General features: G+C 36.1%; 15 protein-coding genes and 1 other RNA gene. 8 read left to right on the forward strand and 8 right to left on the reverse strand.

Annotation, left to right across the window (positions count from 1 at the left end):
* Window positions 1-135: 135 nt before the first annotated feature.
* Window positions 136-459: RNase P RNA component class A (gene rnpB / locus ACLI50_RS08065), an RNA gene on the forward strand.
* A 98-nt stretch (window positions 460-557) separates the two neighbouring features.
* Here rnpB and ACLI50_RS08070 read toward each other — a convergent pair.
* Together ACLI50_RS08070 and ACLI50_RS08075 are read right to left on the reverse strand one after the other, a co-directional pair.
* Window positions 558-1427 carry a polyphosphate kinase 2 family protein gene (locus tag ACLI50_RS08070; protein WP_202841060.1) on the reverse strand — a complete coding sequence of 290 codons (870 nt, stop codon included), beginning with the start codon at window positions 1425-1427 and terminating at the stop codon, window positions 558-560.
* A gap of 271 nt (window positions 1428-1698) precedes the next feature.
* On the reverse strand, window positions 1699-2163 hold the full coding sequence (locus tag ACLI50_RS08075) for a DUF1573 domain-containing protein (RefSeq protein ID WP_110010053.1): 465 nt from the start codon (window positions 2161-2163) through the stop codon (window positions 1699-1701).
* Between the two features lie 128 nt (window positions 2164-2291).
* On the opposite strand from ACLI50_RS08075, the gene ACLI50_RS08080 reads away from it, so the two are divergent.
* From ACLI50_RS08080 to ACLI50_RS08100, 5 genes are all read left to right on the forward strand, one after another.
* Window positions 2292-4907 (forward strand): valine--tRNA ligase, encoded by a 2616-nt coding sequence (locus ACLI50_RS08080; RefSeq protein ID WP_343639560.1) that lies wholly within the window; start codon window positions 2292-2294, stop codon window positions 4905-4907.
* An 86-nt stretch (window positions 4908-4993) separates the two neighbouring features.
* Window positions 4994-5629, forward strand: coding sequence for a DUF4241 domain-containing protein (locus tag ACLI50_RS08085; RefSeq protein ID WP_343639558.1), 636 nt, complete (start codon window positions 4994-4996; stop codon window positions 5627-5629).
* 67 nt (window positions 5630-5696) lie between these two features.
* Window positions 5697-6587, forward strand: a complete 891-nt coding sequence (locus ACLI50_RS08090; RefSeq protein ID WP_411413544.1) for a PfkB family carbohydrate kinase — start codon at window positions 5697-5699, stop codon at window positions 6585-6587.
* Between the two features lie 90 nt (window positions 6588-6677).
* Window positions 6678-7523 carry an alpha/beta hydrolase family protein gene (locus tag ACLI50_RS08095; protein WP_411413545.1) on the forward strand — a complete coding sequence of 282 codons (846 nt, stop codon included), beginning with the start codon at window positions 6678-6680 and terminating at the stop codon, window positions 7521-7523.
* Entirely contained in the window at window positions 7520-8164 is a 645-nt protein-coding gene (locus ACLI50_RS08100; RefSeq protein WP_110010048.1) for an HD domain-containing protein, read from the forward strand. The genes ACLI50_RS08095 and ACLI50_RS08100 overlap by 4 nt, the downstream gene beginning before the upstream one ends.
* Here the strand turns inward: ACLI50_RS08100 and ACLI50_RS08105 are convergent.
* A complete protein-coding gene (locus ACLI50_RS08105) occupies window positions 8161-9396 on the reverse strand; it encodes a porin family protein (RefSeq protein ID WP_411413546.1) in 1236 nt (411 codons plus the stop codon). The two genes, ACLI50_RS08100 and ACLI50_RS08105, sit on opposite strands and share 4 nt — an antisense overlap.
* 68 nt (window positions 9397-9464) lie before the next feature.
* Here ACLI50_RS08105 and ACLI50_RS08110 point away from each other — a divergent pair, with 68 nt between their 5' ends.
* Window positions 9465-10058: a hypothetical protein gene (locus tag ACLI50_RS08110; protein ID WP_110010046.1), complete on the forward strand. Its 594-nt coding sequence runs from the start codon at window positions 9465-9467 to the stop codon at window positions 10056-10058.
* 43 nt (window positions 10059-10101) lie between these two features.
* Here ACLI50_RS08110 and ACLI50_RS08115 read toward each other — a convergent pair whose 3' ends face one another.
* From ACLI50_RS08115 to ACLI50_RS08135, 5 genes are all read right to left on the reverse strand, one after another.
* Window positions 10102-10332 (reverse strand): hypothetical protein, encoded by a 231-nt coding sequence (locus ACLI50_RS08115; protein ID WP_137905090.1) that lies wholly within the window; start codon window positions 10330-10332, stop codon window positions 10102-10104.
* 115 nt (window positions 10333-10447) lie between these two features.
* A complete protein-coding gene (locus ACLI50_RS08120) occupies window positions 10448-11338 on the reverse strand; it encodes a DUF72 domain-containing protein (protein ID WP_411413547.1) in 891 nt (296 codons plus the stop codon).
* Between the two features lie 162 nt (window positions 11339-11500).
* Window positions 11501-13159: a ribonucleoside-diphosphate reductase subunit alpha gene (locus ACLI50_RS08125; RefSeq protein ID WP_062673967.1), complete on the reverse strand. Its 1659-nt coding sequence runs from the start codon at window positions 13157-13159 to the stop codon at window positions 11501-11503.
* Between the two features lie 55 nt (window positions 13160-13214).
* A complete protein-coding gene (locus ACLI50_RS08130) occupies window positions 13215-13505 on the reverse strand; it encodes a hypothetical protein (RefSeq protein WP_202841051.1) in 291 nt (96 codons plus the stop codon).
* A gap of 108 nt (window positions 13506-13613) precedes the next feature.
* Entirely contained in the window at window positions 13614-14588 is a 975-nt protein-coding gene (locus ACLI50_RS08135; RefSeq protein WP_411413548.1) for a ribonucleotide-diphosphate reductase subunit beta, read from the reverse strand.
* Between the two features lie 424 nt (window positions 14589-15012).
* Here ACLI50_RS08135 and ACLI50_RS08140 point away from each other — a divergent pair, with 424 nt between their 5' ends.
* Window positions 15013-15702 (forward strand): ABC transporter ATP-binding protein, encoded by a 690-nt coding sequence (locus ACLI50_RS08140; protein ID WP_034699055.1) that lies wholly within the window; start codon window positions 15013-15015, stop codon window positions 15700-15702.
* Window positions 15703-15781: the final 79 nt, after the last annotated feature.

Raw genomic sequence — 15781 nt, forward strand, 5'->3', positions numbered from 1 at the left:
CATGTAAAATAGTAAAAAGGTAAAAAAATGCAAGAATAATATTGATACATCCATATCGTTTACGCAGCACTAACACCATTTAGCCATTTTACCGTTTTGCCTTTTTACCACAAAATTTGTGTACCTTTGCATCTGCGAGAAAATCGGCTTGTTGATTTCCTGTTTACAGGAGGTAGGAAAGTCCGGACACCATAGAGCAGCAAAGCGGATAACATCCGTCACCCGTGAGGGTAGGACAAGTGCAACAGAAAGCAGGTACAGTTCGGCTGTAGTGAAACCAGGTAAACTCTTTGCGGTGCAATGATAAGTATATCGGTTCTTTTCAGCAATGAAAATAGGGGCGGCTCGTCCTGAAAGCCGAGGGGTAATCAGCTCAAGTATTGCAGCAATGTAATACGTAGATAAATAACAGGCACTTCTTCGGAAGTACAGAATCCGGCTTACAGATTTTCTCGTGGTTTTTTTTAAGCTGGAAGTCATAGGCTTGAAGAATGAAGTTTCTCAAAACGTAATGATTTTAAATCTCCGTCTTCACGCTTCCATCATCCAACCCTATTTTATTCACTTTCCAATTGTCTTTTGGATTCCTGTAATTCCTGTCTGTCCTTATCGGAAAGAGTAGGATATTTGAGATTCATTTTCTCCAGGGTATCAATAATAATCTGAATAGCTGCTACTCTTGCAAACCATTTACTGTCTGCCGGGATTACATACCATGGAGCATAATCTTTTGATGTTTCATTGATGGCTTCCTCATAAGCTTCCATATATTGGCCAAACAACGCTCTTTCAGGAAGATCTCCGGCTGAGAATTTCCAGTTTTTTTCCTGTTCATCAATTCTGTCCAGAAGTCTTTGTTTCTGTTCATCCTTAGAAACATGTAAAAATATCTTCACAATAGTAGTTCCATTCTGTGAAAGGTGCTTTTCAAAATTGCGGATGCTCTCATACCTGTTTTCCCAGAATTTGCTGTCAAAATCTTTTACGGAAGACCATGTCTTTTCACTCAGATTATATTCAGGATGTACTTTACAAACCAAAACACTTTCATAATGAGAACGGTTGAAAATCCCGATCATTCCTTTCTGTGGCAGTGCCAGATAATGCCTCCATAAAAAATCATGAGAATATTCTTTCGAGCTGGGTGTTTTAAAACTGGTTACATTACATCCCTGAGGATTCACTCCTCCGAAAACATGCTCAATCATACTGTCTTTCCCTGCTGCATCCATAGCCTGTAATACCACCAGCAAAGACTGGCTTCCGTCAGCATATAATTTTTCCTGCAGCTCACGAAGTTTTTCCTTCTCCTGAATCAGCATTTGCTCTCCTTCTTCTTTAGTGAGCTTTCCATTATAAGATGTTGATGCTTTTTTTATAGAAAATTTTCCACTTACCTTAAAGTTATCTGAGAAGTCGGTGTCCATATTTTTTTATTTAAAGATAAAAGTAAAAAGATAAAAGTAAAAAGATAAAAGTAAAAAGATAAAAGTAAAGATGTTATTAAAACTCAATAGGGGTGGGCTTTAGCCCAGCCATTTAAAAAAAACCAAGGAGCTAAAACCTAAATCATATATATGATCAGCGTCCATACATTTACTGCCACCTATTACCTATCATCTTCCACCTAATCAAACATAAATGTAATAAAAAAACCGCCTCAATAGAGACGGTTCTTTTATTTTTTTTGAGTAGAGCTTACTTTGCAGCAGTCTTTTTTGCAAGTTTTGCAGCTTTTTTCTCAGCTTTGGCAGCCTCTTTCTGCTCAGCAGGAGTCAGTACTTTTGGCTCAGGAGCGTTTGCGTCTACGTTACCTTTGATGTAGATTACACTTCTGTTGTTTGCAGGGTCATTAGAGAAAACCTCAATCATTTTGTTGAAAGGGCCGGGGATCGCTGTATTGTATCCAACCTTGATCTTCGCAGACTTTCCAGGCATGATAGGATCCTGGCTGAATTCAGGAGTTGTACATCCACAAGAAGGTTTTACATTTGAAAGAATCAAAGGCTTATCCCCTGAATTCGTTACTGTAAAGAATCTTGTACCATCAGCATTAGGCTTGATAGTACCATAATCGAAAGTCGTTTTATCAAATGTAATGGTTTGTGCAGATGCCAGAGCAAATGTCCCGAATAGTGCAATTCCTGCAATTAATTTTTTCATATTCTTGAATGTTAATACGTTTGTTAGATAAATTTTGTGAAACAAAGTTAAAAATTATTTTAATTCATGCTTAAAAATTTTTTTCTTTAGACTATTTTTGCAAATTGCAAGCCAAAGAAATAGAATTTATGCAGATTTCAGAAAAGTACAATCCACAGGAAACAGAACAGAAATGGTACAATTACTGGCTGGAAAACAAATATTTCCACTCAGAACCTAACGACAAACCACCCTATACCGTGGTCATTCCTCCGCCAAACGTGACGGGAATACTACACATGGGGCATATGTTGAACAATACCCTTCAAGATGTTCTGGTCCGCCGTGCAAGAATGCGCGGGTTTAATGCTTGTTGGATTCCGGGAACAGACCATGCTTCAATTGCTACTGAAGCTAAAGTTGTTGCTAAATTGAAGTCTGAAGGAATCAATAAGTCAGATATTACCCGTGAAGAGTTTTTAGCCCACGCATGGGACTGGACTCACAAATACGGAGGAACTATCCTTGAGCAGTTGAAAAAACTGGGATGTTCATGTGACTGGGACAGAACCCGGTTCACTATGGAAGATAAACTTTCGCAGCAGGTTATCAAAAGTTTCGTAGACCTATATAATAAAGGACTCATCTACAGAGGCTATAGAATGGTGAACTGGGATCCGGAAGCGAAAACGAATATCTCTGACGAAGAAGTAATCTTTAAAGAGCAAAACGGGAAATTATATTTCCTTAAATATAAGATTGAAGGTTCAGAAGAGTTCCTTTCAGTAGCGACTACACGTCCTGAAACTATTTTTGGGGATACAGCAGTATGTATCAATCCGAATGATGAAAGATATGCACACCTGAAAGGTAAAAATGTAATCGTACCTATCGTTGACAGAGTAATCCCGATTATTGAGGATGAATATGTTGATATTGAGTTCGGAACAGGAGCTTTGAAAATTACTCCTGCACATGATATCAATGACTATGAGATAGGGCAGAAACATCAATTAAAAATGATTGATGCGCTGGATGATGACGGAAATCTTAATGAGCATGGTTTACATTACGCAGGGAAAAACAGATTTGACGTAAGAAAGCAGATCGCTAAAGAACTTGAAGAGAAAGATCTTTTGCTGAAAGCAGAAGATTATGTAAATAAAGTTGGAACATCTGAGAGAACAGGTGCTGTTATTGAGCCTAAAGTTTCAGTACAATGGTTCCTAAAAATGTCTGAAATTGCTAAACCCGCTTTGGATGTAGTAATGGATGATGAGGTTAAGTTCTATCCTGAAAAGTTTAAAAATACCTACAAGCACTGGATGGAGAACATCCGTGACTGGAATATTTCCCGTCAGTTGTGGTGGGGACAGCAGATTCCTGCTTATTACTATGGAGAAGGAGAAAATGATTTCGTAGTGGCAGAAACTAAAGGTGAAGCTTTAGAACTGGCAAAACAAAAAACAGGAAATTCGGATCTGACTGCAGAAAACCTTAGACAGGACGACGATGCATTAGACACATGGTTCTCATCATGGTTATGGCCAATGTCTGTGTTTGACGGATTGCTTGATCCTGAAAACAAAGATATCAACTATTATTATCCTACTTCTGATCTGGTTACAGGTCCGGATATTATTTTCTTCTGGGTAGCCAGAATGATTATGGCCGGATTGGAATACAGAAAAGAAGTTCCGTTTAAAAATGTTTATTTTACAGGAATTGTAAGAGATAAGCAGAGAAGAAAGATGTCAAAATCTTTAGGAAACTCTCCGGACCCTCTTGAATTAATGGACAAATATGGAGCAGATGGAGTACGTGTAGGAATTCTATTGAGTTCTGCAGCTGGAAATGACCTTCTTTTTGATGAAGATTTAATGCTTCAGGGAAGAAATTTCATGACGAAAATCTGGAATGCATTCCGTCTGATCAATATGTGGAATCATGAAGATAAGCCAGCTATTGAAACCGATAATCAGGCTATTGAGTGGTTTGAAAACAAGCTTAATAAAACAATTGCTGAAATTAATGATCAATTCGAGAAATTCAGAATTTCTGATGCATTGCATTTGATCTATAAATTAATTTGGGATGATTTTTGCGGTTGGTATCTTGAAGCGATTAAACCTAACTATGGCGAAGGAATTTCTAAAGAAGTATATCATAAAACGATCTATTTCTTTGAAGAATTGATGAAGCTCCTTCATCCTTTCATGCCATTCCAGTCTGAAGAGATCTGGCAGTTGATTTCAGAAAGAAGTATTGATGATGCGCTGGTTATTGCTCAACAGAAGAATGCAGAAAGCTTTAATGAAGAAGTAATTAAAAACTTTGAAATCACAGCTGAATTGATTTCAGGAGTTAGAAACTACCGCCAGACAAAAGGAATATCACCAAGAGAAGCAGTTGAGGTTTATACCAATGCATCTGAATTTGCCAATGAAGCTGTAGTAAGAAAGCTTGCTAATGTTTCTGATATCCATTTCGGACAGAAAACTGATAAGCCGAGTTTTACCTTCCTGGTAGGAGCAACTGAAGTTTCTATTCCTTTAAGTGAAAACTTAGATTTAGGAGAGGAAAAAGCTAAAACTGAGGAAGAACTGAAATATTTGAAGGGATTCCTGGTTTCAGTAGAGAAGAAGCTTTCCAATGAAAAATTTGTTGCGAATGCAAAACCAGAAATCGTAGAAGTAGAGCGTCAAAAGCAAAAAGATGCTCAGGATAAGATTGCGATCCTTGAAGAAAAACTGAAAAGTTTATAAAGTATAGACAATAAATTTTGTCAAAATCTCAGGCTGGGTACAGATGAAAATTGTATCCAGCCTGATGGTTTAAAAGAATAAATACAATGACACATATAGAAAACATACAAAAACTATTCTCGAAAGACTTTGTAGAAAGTCCGTTACTTGAAAGTTTTGAAGTAGGAAAGATTTACCTTTCCAGCGGGAAACTGGTTGCCTGTGATCCCTTGATCACCAATGATATGCTACCTTTTACTACAGAATTTCCAAAAGGAGATTTTTCGGTAATGCTTCATAAAGAAAGAGAAAGTAACTGTGTGGCCTATGCAGAGATTATATTCAGTGATTCTGAAATTAAAGAATGGAAACTGGCAACTACAGCAGGACAGAAAATAAAAGATCTTGAAGAAGGAGAAGTGTTTGGATATCCTGTGGAAAGCGGGATGGGATGCCTGATGGATGTCGATACCCAAAACAGTCTTAACGAACTGGAACAGAGATTGTATCAGAATAAAGGAGGAGATTTTATGGGAATCTATGAAGAGTTTTTCCATGATTATTTCTTTGATGAAAACGGTGCCATAGATCAATATGCCTTTCTTAAACCGGCAAAAGAACATCCCGGAACTATATTTGCTTTTGAAACCGGATACGGAGAGGGATTTTATGCCAGCTATATCGCTTATGATAAAGATCAACAACCCGTGAAAATAATTACTGAATTTATTGAGATAAGTTAATTTTAAATTAGTTATTTTTGAGACACAATTTTGTCAGTTATAAATTTTAAAGCTAATACAAAACACAATGAATTTCTCATCAGAACAGCCTCGTATTATTGTTGTGGGCAGCTCATCGATAGATTTGGTTCTTGAAACCGAAAAACTCCCTTTGCCTAACGAAACCGTCTTAGCTGTCAAATCAGATAGTTATTTTGGAGGCAAAGGTGCTAATCAATCAGTAGGTACAGCCAGGTTGGGAGCAAGTGTATACTTTATCGGATGCGTTGGGATGGACCCTCTTGGGCAGCAGATCATGAGGAATCTGGTAAGCGAAAATGTAAATGTAGGATTTGTTCATGAAACAGATAAAGAAGCTACGGGAACTGCCTATGTGACGACTTCTCACGGAAATGCGGCAATTGTTGTAGTACCTGCAGCCAATAAATATCTCAGCAAATCGCATATAGACGAAGCAGAGAAATATTTCAACACCACCGATCTTGTGCTTGTACAGCTTGAAGTCTCCATGGATGTTGTAGAGCATACCGTTAAGAAAGCTAAGAAATACGGAAAAAAAGTAGGATTATATGCCTCACCTGCCATGAGAGTCAGTCAAGAGATCTTAGAAATGGTCGACTTTATTGTGGCTAAGAGTAACGAACTGTATGTTATTTTTGGGGAAGAAAAAAGAGAAGAAGTTCTTAAAAAATATTTCAATAAGGTATTTGTAAGGGATGACACCAATTCAACCATTTACTTTGATGGTACAGAAATGAAATATTACAGAAACGATAAAGACGAAAAAGTATATAAAATGGGAATGGGGGATGCATTTACATCAGGATTTGCCATTGCATTATGCCATGGGAATTCTATTGAAGATTGTGTGAAATTCGGGAATGAAGTTTCATCAAGGGTTTCCGGAGGTAAAGGCTCTCAGACAGGATTGCCAAGAATCTCAGATTTCTTTTCCTAAAGCTATTTACGACATATCAAAAGTCTGAAACTTAACATAAAAATATAAGTAAAATGTCCACTTTTATAGTGGATTTTTTCTTTTTATACTATGGAAAAACTAATATTAACCACAGAAGACCATGTCACACTAACTGCCCATTTGTTTAAACCGGAAAGAGACCATGGAAAATTATTACTGATCAATTCGGCGACAGGGGTAAAGCAGCAGATCTATTTTTCTTTTGCCAGCTACTTTTGTGAACAGGGATTTACAGTCATTACCTACGACTATAGGGGAATTGGACTTTCCAAACCGAAAAATATGAGAGGATTCCATGGCTCAATGAGACTTTGGGGGTCAAAAGATTATAAAACGGTAACTCAATATATCAAATCAGAATTTAAAGACTATAAAAAGTACTGTTTGGGGCATTCTGTAGGTGCATTGATTCTGGGAATGAATGAGGATTCCAACATCTTTGAAGAATTTGTTTTTGTAGGAACTCAAAATGCCTTTGTAGGAAACCTTAAAGGGAGAACAAAAGTTGAAGCGTATTTAGGCTTTGGAATTGCGCAGCCTTTAACTACTTCACTGTTAGGATATTTTCCGGCGCATTGGTTTGGATTGGGAGAAAGTCTTCCAAAAAATTGTGCATATGACTGGAGAAGCTTAATTTTAAACAAGAAATCAACCAACAAGCTGTTGGAAAAAATTGATGATTTTTCTAAAAATTTAACCCAGAAAGTATTTGTAATCCGGGCTGAAGATGATGTATGGTTAACGGAAAAAGGAGTATTAAGTTTATTGAATAATACCTATTCAAATCTTAAACCTACGTACAGACTGGTGGCTGCTTCAGAATCTGATAAAAAAGAAATCGGACATATTAATTTTTTTAGAAGTTACAACAGCAAACTCTGGGATATTATTTTAAATGAACTGACAGATAAATGAAAAGTACGATTGATAACACTGTAGCATTTGTAAAAGAAAAATTAGAGGGGGCAGAAGCCGGACATGACTGGTTTCATATTGAAAGGGTCTGGAAGCTGGCTGCTCAGATAGCAGAAACAGAAGACTGTGACAAAGAGGTTGTAGAGTTGTCTGCCCTTCTTCATGATATTGCTGATCCTAAATTTCATAATGGTGACGAAACTATTGCTCCGAAAATATCGAGAGCATTTCTTGAAGGACAGAATGTGCCTGAAGAAACCATTCAGAAGGTTTTATTTGTAATCGAAAATATTTCGTTCAAAAACAGAGATCAGGCGCCGGTAAACCCACCCATCGAACTTCAGATTGTACAGGATGCAGACCGTATTGATGCCATAGGCGCTATTGGAATTGCCAGGACGTTCAATTTTGGGGGTTTTAAAAATAACCTGATGTATCATCCGGATATGAAACCCAAACTGGGAATGTCAAAAGAAGAATATAAAAAATCTAACGGGACAACTATTAATCATTTCTATGAAAAATTACTGCTTTTGAAAGATATGATGAATACTGAAAAAGGGAAAAAAATGGCCGAAGAAAGACATAATTATATGCTGAATTTCCTCGACCAGTTTTATAAAGAATGGAATGTAGATTAGAAAATGTTATATCCCAGAATTAAGGAAGCGTATTTTAGGTTTGCCTCAGGTCCTTTTTCTTCAAACAGATTTATAGCTGTATTATATCTTACTTCTATAATATATTTATTATTGTAACTGTATCCTATTCCAAATACCGCGCTTTTGAAAGCCTGAGATGAAGATAGATTTAATCTGTCAAATACATATCCAGCATAATCTACGGAAAAATCCTTTGCTGAACTGGTCTTCAGAGTTAGAACGTTTATACCTGCATTAATAAAGATTTTTGATTTATCATTGATAAACATGTAATGTCTTACACTTAGAGGAATACTGATAAATGAATAATTGTCTATATTTATATTATACAAATTATCATTTGTTCTTATAGTTGCCTTATTATTGTAAAGAGATAATGTAGGTTCAACTACAACTGACCATTTGTTTTTATTGAAAGGTAATATAAGTTCTGCCTCAACTCCTATCCTGAATCCAGTTTTTGAAGGAAGGCCGTCATTACTAAAGGTTTTTGTTATTTCCACTGGTGAGTAAAAATTAAGTCCAGGTCTGATAGCTAAGTTAAACTTTGAATTTCTTTTAATTTTGGACGGAACTTCTTGGTTGGTTCCTGAAATTTTATTATTATATGTCGAGAAAATTTTCTTCAGGTCATTATTTGTATATTTTATTTTTAGAGCACTTGTCTGGGCTATATTGTCATCTGAAAATATAGCTTTCAATTGATCAATATATTCCTCATTTGTTGCAATTTGCAGATTGTTTCCGTTAAAAAAGTATTTTTTATAAATCAATGGCTGGATAGAAGTATTTGAATCAGAATCAGAATAAAAATATCTTGTTATATTTTGCCCCTGATAAGAGTATAGATTTTTATTACCTGTAACGATTTCCTTAAGGAATACAGGTCCCTTTTTAAATTCTGGTTCCTTGCTGGAAGAAAGTTCTCCCGTATTATCAGAAGAATAATCAATATTACCGTTGTAGGTAACATATTTTACATCATTATAAATCCCGAATTCTTTAATTGTAGAGGGATTTCCTGTGCTTTCTTCTGATTTTTCATCCGTTTTGTAAATGAAATTGTTCGGGTTGTTTGCCCATCCCTGATTTTTGATAAGTACTTCTTTTTTTACATCATTACTATTAATGATATAACCTTTTTCAAATTTTATCTGAGCGCAGATTAATGCAATACAGAAGGAAAATAGTACCGAGAATGTTTTTTTCATGGTTATCTAAAGTTAAAATATGGGCGCAAATATAGATAAAATAGAGATAAGAAGTATCTTTGTAAAATATGACACTCATTATTTTCATAATATTTTTAGCTTCTGTTCTTTCCTTGGTTCTCTTTAAGGTTAAATCAGGAAGCGTGGCCAGATGGGCAAAGCTGTTTCGTATTGTAACGGTGGTTTTTTCAATTTCTGTTTTTACGTATTGGTTTATCAAGAAAAGTGCTGTGGCATTTGTGGATAATTCTGTGGGGCTCCAGGTGATTAATAAGCTTCCGCAGGCATTAGACTTTTATTTAATCAAAGTAAATAAAACAGATCAGAATACTACTCTTGAACCTAAACATATCGGAAAAATACGCCCGGAATACTACAGAATAGAGTACCTCAAAATGGATAAGTCTGATGAATATTGGATTGCAGGCTATCTTGGAAAGAAAAACCTTGTGTACTTTTCTCAACATTCTGTACCCAATAAAAATATCGACCAGATTGTAGAAGTGCAGAACTACATCAATCAAAGTATGAAGCTTTCTGATGCTGCCAAAAAACAGGTGGATGCTTATAATTATGAGAATACAAAGCTAGGTATCTGGATTACATTAGACTTCCTGCTCCTGTTTCTCAATCTCGTATTGCTTCTTAGAAAAAATAAATAAAAAAGGTAATGAGTTTCAAATACTCATTACCTTTTTGTTTCTATTAAGGATAATCCAGAATTTGCATAATCCGCTCTTTAAACTCTTCAGGACAGGCTTTAATCAATCTATCCTTATTTTGTTTACTGATTTCTTTGGGTTCAAGCCATTCAATCTTGTTGAAATTCAGACTGTGATTATCATATACTCTTTTTATCGTATGGTTTTCATAAAAAATATAGTCATCACCAAGCCAGTTGGTAGCAATACTGATTGTACAAATTTCCTTTTCCATGATTTATGTTTTAAAGTATAATGTTGAGTGAAATACATTATACTCTAATATATGAATTTTTTCGTTATGTAAAGGAATAAGCTACAGTCTATCTCCACATTGACTTTATATCATATTAAAAGAGGGTTCCGGTGCTTTCTGCTGCCATTTGCGGAATATGAATATCCGTTTTCCATTCCTCATTCACTTTTTTGATAAAATAAGCAGATAATAGAGGAGATGCTTTTTCAATATTCTGGTGTACAAAGAAGTAAAGGTTCTGAAGACCTTCTTTCTTCCATTTGGTAAGGTGCTTCAGCCAGTCATCCAGTCTTTCGTAGTCACTTTCTGCATTGGCTCCCACATAACGGATAAATGCGTTGGGTGTGGTAAGACGCATGTGAAGCATATCTCTTCTTCCTGCAGTATCTACAATGATATTGGTAATATTATGAGCTTCAAAGAGTTCGCATGTTGTATTAAGTATTTCTTCATCGGTAAACCATTCCGTATTTCGGAGTTCTATGGCTAATGGAACTTCTTTAGGCCATTCTTTTACGAATTTTTCCAGTCTGTCATAATCCTTAGGTTTAAAATTATCATGAAGCTGAAGAAAAGCCATTCCCAGTTTTTCATCAAAATTAATAACAGCGGAAGCAAAATGAGTCACAGGATCCGTCACATCAATCAGCCTTCTGAAATGGGAAACGGTATTTGTGATTTTAGGAAAGAATTTAAAATTTTCCGGTGTTTTTTCTTTCCAGTTTTTTACCTGATCCGGAGTGGGCATTCCATAGAAAGTAGCATTCAATTCGATAGAATTAAACTGAGTGGCATAATAGGTGAGTTCATCCTTGGTTCCTTTAGGATAGAATCCTTTGAGATCTGTTTTATTCCATTTTGCACACCCGATAGAAATATTTTCCAGGCCTTTTTTATTAAGGGCCAGTATTTCTTTCGTTTTGGGATGATCTTTAGGTAATGTGAAATCTATTTTTGATGGGTCTTCTACTTGTCCGAATTTCATATCTGTAGTTTTGGTATTAAACAATGAACACAAATATAAACCAAAAATCTCAGAGCATTCTATGATTTCTATGGAAAGTAATCAGACAGAATCAGTATTGAAAACGACAAAAGCACACCTTTCGGTATGCTTTTGTAAATATAGCGTGTTTATTACTTGGTCCTATGCCTCGCAGCTTGAACATGATACGAAGTTAACCATCATTTCTTTTGAAACAGATGAACTTCTTTGGTAGTAAAGTGTTTTAACTCCTTTTTTCCAGGCTTCAATATAAAGGTAGTTGACATCTTTTACAGGCATTGTAGAAGGAATCTGAAGATTCAGAGACTGTGCCTGATCAATATATTGCTGTCTCTGCGCTGCCTGAGAAATAATCTCCATTGGAGAAATTTCTTTGAACGTTTTGAATACTGCCTTTTCTTCAGGAGTAAGCTCGTTCAGGTGCTGTACCGATCCGTGGTTCAGCATGATTGTTCTCCATGTTTCTTCGTTATCCAGTCCTTTTTCTTTCAATAGTTGTGCAAGGTATTTATTCTTACGCATAAAGTTTCCTTTCGCAAGACCTGCTTTATAATAGTTGGAAGAGAAAGGCTCGATTCCCGGAGAAGTCTGTCCTAAGATGGCAGAACTTGAAGTGGTAGGAGCAATAGCCATTGTTGTGGTATTTCTTAATCCGTATCCCTTCAATACTTCTGGTTCTCCATAGATGTTGGCAAGTTCTCTTGAAGCCTGCTCAGCCTGCTCTTTGATATGTCTGAATGCTCTCGCATTGAACTGAGTCGCTTCAAAACTTTCAAACGGAATCATGTTTTTCTGTAAATAAGAGTGGTATCCTAAAACTCCTAATCCAAGAGCTCTGTGACGCATCGCGAAGTTTCTTGCACCCTGTAGGTAATAGTTTCCTTCAGTTTTATCAATAAATTCTGATAATACAGCATCAAGGAAGTATACTGCCAGTTTTACAGCGTCTGTATCTTTCCATTCATCATACAATTCCAGGTTCATGGAAGACAGACAGCAGATGAAAGATTCTTCCATAGTAGACGGAAGCATGATTTCAGAACAAAGGTTACTTGCATTCACGGTCATTCCCAGGTCTTTATAAACCTGAGGTTTATTTCTGTTGACGTTATCTGTAAAGAAAATATACGGAAGCCCTTTTTGCTGGCGGCTTTCCAATACTCTTGCCCAAACTTTACGTTTTTCCATATCACCATCGATCATATCCTGCATCCAGTAATCCGGTACACATACTCCGGTAAACAGGTTCTGAATCGGGCTGCCGATATCTTTAATGGATAGAAATTCTTCAATATCCCCGTGGTCAATATCTAAGTAAGCAGCAAAGGCACCTCTTCTTACTCCTCCCTGAGAAACAACATCCATAGCCGTGTCGAAAAGCTTCATGAATGAAACAGCTCCTGAAGATTTTCCGTTATCCGTTACAGCGGTTCCTCTGTTTCTCAACTCTCCAAAATATCCTGAAGTTCCACCTCCGATTTTAGTCTGCATGATAACTTCACCCATTTTGTGGGTAATTCCTTCAATGCTGTCCGGAATGTGAACGTTAAAACATGAAATAGGAAGACCTCTTTCTGTTCCCATATTAGCCCATACAGGAGAAGAGAAGCTGATCCATCCCTTCGTGATCATCTCTTTGAAAGCCGGCTGAAGTTCAGGTTTATATAACCTTTTTGCAGCGGCAGTGGTAATTCTGTCGATAGCGCCGTCTACCGTTTCACCTTTCAACAGATATCCTCTGTTCAGCATTTGCTCAGACTCTTCATTGAGCCACCATATATTTGAATTTTGCTCTTCCATAGATGTTATATTTTCGAATTCCGGAATGAGAGAATCACTCCGGAATTTTGTTTTTTTATATTATTGATTGTAAAATTTCTACTTTGTGGGAACCGTTCAGCCCGCTTTCATCTCTTAATCTCTGAAATTCTTTAAAAGACGGAACATTCAAAACCTCATGCTGAACTTCTTCATTGATGTAGTTTGAATAATGTACAAAAGTAACACCATCTTCCTTTACAAAAACCTTATATTCAAAAGTGGAAGCATCTAAATTTTTGAAGTCTACCAGAAATTTTTGGATATTGGTTTTATTGTTTGGAACAAATTCGGGGTTTACCGTATAGGTTACTATTACATTAATCATTTCTTTTGTATTTGTGCTTTACTGATGAACAACAATTTCACTTATTAATCAGAAAAGGGTAGTCCTGATACTGACCGCTTTGACGCTCGCTTCGCTCGCGCCCCAATATTAGAACAAATCGTTTGCTGTAATACTCTTATCGTGTTTTGTATAGTCAACAGGTCTTTTTGCAAAGAAATCATCTAATGAATTGGCGAAAACTTCTTCCTCGAACCATACCATTGGTCTGTATTGTTCAGGAGTAATGTTGTATTTTGTTTTCATGTTGATTTTCTTCAAGCTGTCATCCACACGGTATTTCATGAAGTTTAACAGATCTTCTTTAGAAACGTTGTCGATTTCTCCCAGTTCAAAGATCCAGCCAAGAATGTCTCCTTCTCTTGCGATAGATTCATCCACCAAAGTGTAAATGTCTTCGATGTCGCTGTCTGTTAACAAGTCAGGCTGTTCCTCACGGATTTTGTTGATCAGATAAATTCCTGCGTTAGCGTGAATCTGCTCATCTACGGAAGTCCATGCAATGATATTGGAAACATTTTTCATAAACCCTTTGAATCTTGTGAAAGAAAGGATGATGGCAAACTGCGAGAAAAGAGAAACGTTTTCCACTAAAATACTGAATAATAATAAAGCGGAAACATACTCTTTAGGTGTTGCAGAGTTAGCATGTTTTAAAGCATTTCCCAGAAACTCTATTCTTCCTTTTACAGCAGGAATTTCGATAACATTAAGGAACTCATCATTATATCCTAATACCTCTAATAAACGGGAATATGCTTCAGAATGGCGGAATTCGCATTCTGCAAAAGTAGATCCTAATCCATTGAATTCCGGTTTTGGTAGGTGGTTGTATAAATTTCCCCAGAATGTCTTTACAGACACCTCGATCTGTGCAATGGCTAACAGCGCATTTTTCACAGCATGCTTCTCATGTGGTTCCAACTGCGAATGAAAATCCTGAACATCTGCAGTAAAGTCCACTTCCGAATGCACCCAGAACGATTTGTTGATGGCTTCTACAAATTGAAGAACCTCCGGGTATTCAAATGGCTTATAACTTACTCTTTTATCAAAAATTCCCATATTAAATATCTTTATAATTAAATAATTTAGATCCTTGTGGATAACGTTCAGGAAATACTTAACTTTTTGTTTATCTGGAAGTTGTGAATTAAAGTTATTCACTTCCCCAAATTCATATTTCTTGTAAAGAACTAATAGCAAAGTTCGAAAAAAAGAACTGATTTTGAAAGGGGTAAATACTAATAGGCTGACTTTTAGCCTGAAAAGTTTTCCACATTTACATGAAACTGGCTCGGATAATAGGCTGGACAGCAATCTTGAGGATAAATAGATATAAATTGGGAGTTACAGTTAAACAATATTTTGTAAAGTATTATTAATAAAGGATTAATGTATTAAACAAAAAAATATTTGAATAAATTTTTATTCTTGTAACAATTTGAAAATATCATCTACTTATTGGGTATAAAACATACATCACTTAATGTTAGTAATTCAGGATTTAAATAAGTCATACGATACAGGGAAAAGCAAGCTTCATGTTCTCAAAGGAATTAATCTGAATATTTCTGAAGGGGAGTTTGTTTCCATTATGGGAAGTTCCGGTTCCGGAAAATCTACCCTTCTTAATATTATTGGAATTCTGGATGAAAAAGATTCCGGAACCTATGAGTTGGATGGAGTTCCTATTGAACATTTATCCGAGGTAAAGGCTGCAGAATACAGAAGCAGATTTCTGGGATTTATTTTCCAGTCTTTTAACCTTATCAATTATAAAACAGCTTTGGAAAATGTTGCCCTGCCTTTGTATTATCAGAATGTACCAAGAAAAGAGCGAAATCAGAAAGCTATGGAATATCTGGAAAAAGTAGGATTGGCACAATGGGCCAACCACCTTCCAAGTGAACTTTCAGGAGGGCAGAAGCAGAGAGTAGCCATTGCAAGAGCTTTGATTACAGATCCTAAAGTAGTACTGGCAGATGAGCCAACCGGAGCATTAGACTCCAAAACCACTCATGATATTATGAAACTTCTTCAGGATATCAATAATGAAGGAAAAACAATCATCGTTGTAACCCACGAACCTGATGTAGCTGCACAGACCAAAAGAAATGTAGTACTGAAAGATGGGATTATTGAAAGTGATGAGTTTATTAAGCAGATTGTGCTTTAGGATTTTGATAATTTGAAAATGAGATAATTTGAAAATTTAATGATTCTGTTTTTTAATCTTTAAGTTTTTCAATCTTTAA

This window comes from Chryseobacterium cupriresistens (assembly GCF_046614675.1).
Taxonomy (GTDB): domain Bacteria; phylum Bacteroidota; class Bacteroidia; order Flavobacteriales; family Weeksellaceae; genus Chryseobacterium; species Chryseobacterium cupriresistens.

Bases quoted from the DNA above. Each gene is read 5' to 3' on its own strand.
- ACLI50_RS08085 (WP_343639558.1), top strand. From the start codon at position 4,994: ATGACACATATAGAAAACATACAAAAACTATTCTCGAAAGACTTTGTA.
- ACLI50_RS08115 (WP_137905090.1), bottom strand. From the start codon at position 10,332: ATGGAAAAGGAAATTTGTACAATCAGTATTGCTACCAACTGGCTTGGT.
- ACLI50_RS08120 (WP_411413547.1), bottom strand. From the start codon at position 11,338: ATGAAATTCGGACAAGTAGAAGACCCATCAAAAATAGATTTCACATTA.
- ACLI50_RS08075 (WP_110010053.1), bottom strand. From the start codon at position 2,163: ATGAAAAAATTAATTGCAGGAATTGCACTATTCGGGACATTTGCTCTG.
- ACLI50_RS08105 (WP_411413546.1), bottom strand. From the start codon at position 9,396: ATGAAAAAAACATTCTCGGTACTATTTTCCTTCTGTATTGCATTAATC.
- ACLI50_RS08100 (WP_110010048.1), top strand. From the start codon at position 7,520: ATGAAAAGTACGATTGATAACACTGTAGCATTTGTAAAAGAAAAATTA.
- ACLI50_RS08095 (WP_411413545.1), top strand. From the start codon at position 6,678: ATGGAAAAACTAATATTAACCACAGAAGACCATGTCACACTAACTGCC.
- ACLI50_RS08070 (WP_202841060.1), bottom strand. From the start codon at position 1,427: ATGGACACCGACTTCTCAGATAACTTTAAGGTAAGTGGAAAATTTTCT.
- ACLI50_RS08125 (WP_062673967.1), bottom strand. From the start codon at position 13,159: ATGGAAGAGCAAAATTCAAATATATGGTGGCTCAATGAAGAGTCTGAG.
- ACLI50_RS08110 (WP_110010046.1), top strand. From the start codon at position 9,465: ATGACACTCATTATTTTCATAATATTTTTAGCTTCTGTTCTTTCCTTG.
- ACLI50_RS08140 (WP_034699055.1), top strand. From the start codon at position 15,013: ATGTTAGTAATTCAGGATTTAAATAAGTCATACGATACAGGGAAAAGC.
- ACLI50_RS08090 (WP_411413544.1), top strand. From the start codon at position 5,697: ATGAATTTCTCATCAGAACAGCCTCGTATTATTGTTGTGGGCAGCTCA.
- ACLI50_RS08130 (WP_202841051.1), bottom strand. From the start codon at position 13,505: ATGATTAATGTAATAGTAACCTATACGGTAAACCCCGAATTTGTTCCA.
- ACLI50_RS08135 (WP_411413548.1), bottom strand. From the start codon at position 14,588: ATGGGAATTTTTGATAAAAGAGTAAGTTATAAGCCATTTGAATACCCG.
- ACLI50_RS08080 (WP_343639560.1), top strand. From the start codon at position 2,292: ATGCAGATTTCAGAAAAGTACAATCCACAGGAAACAGAACAGAAATGG.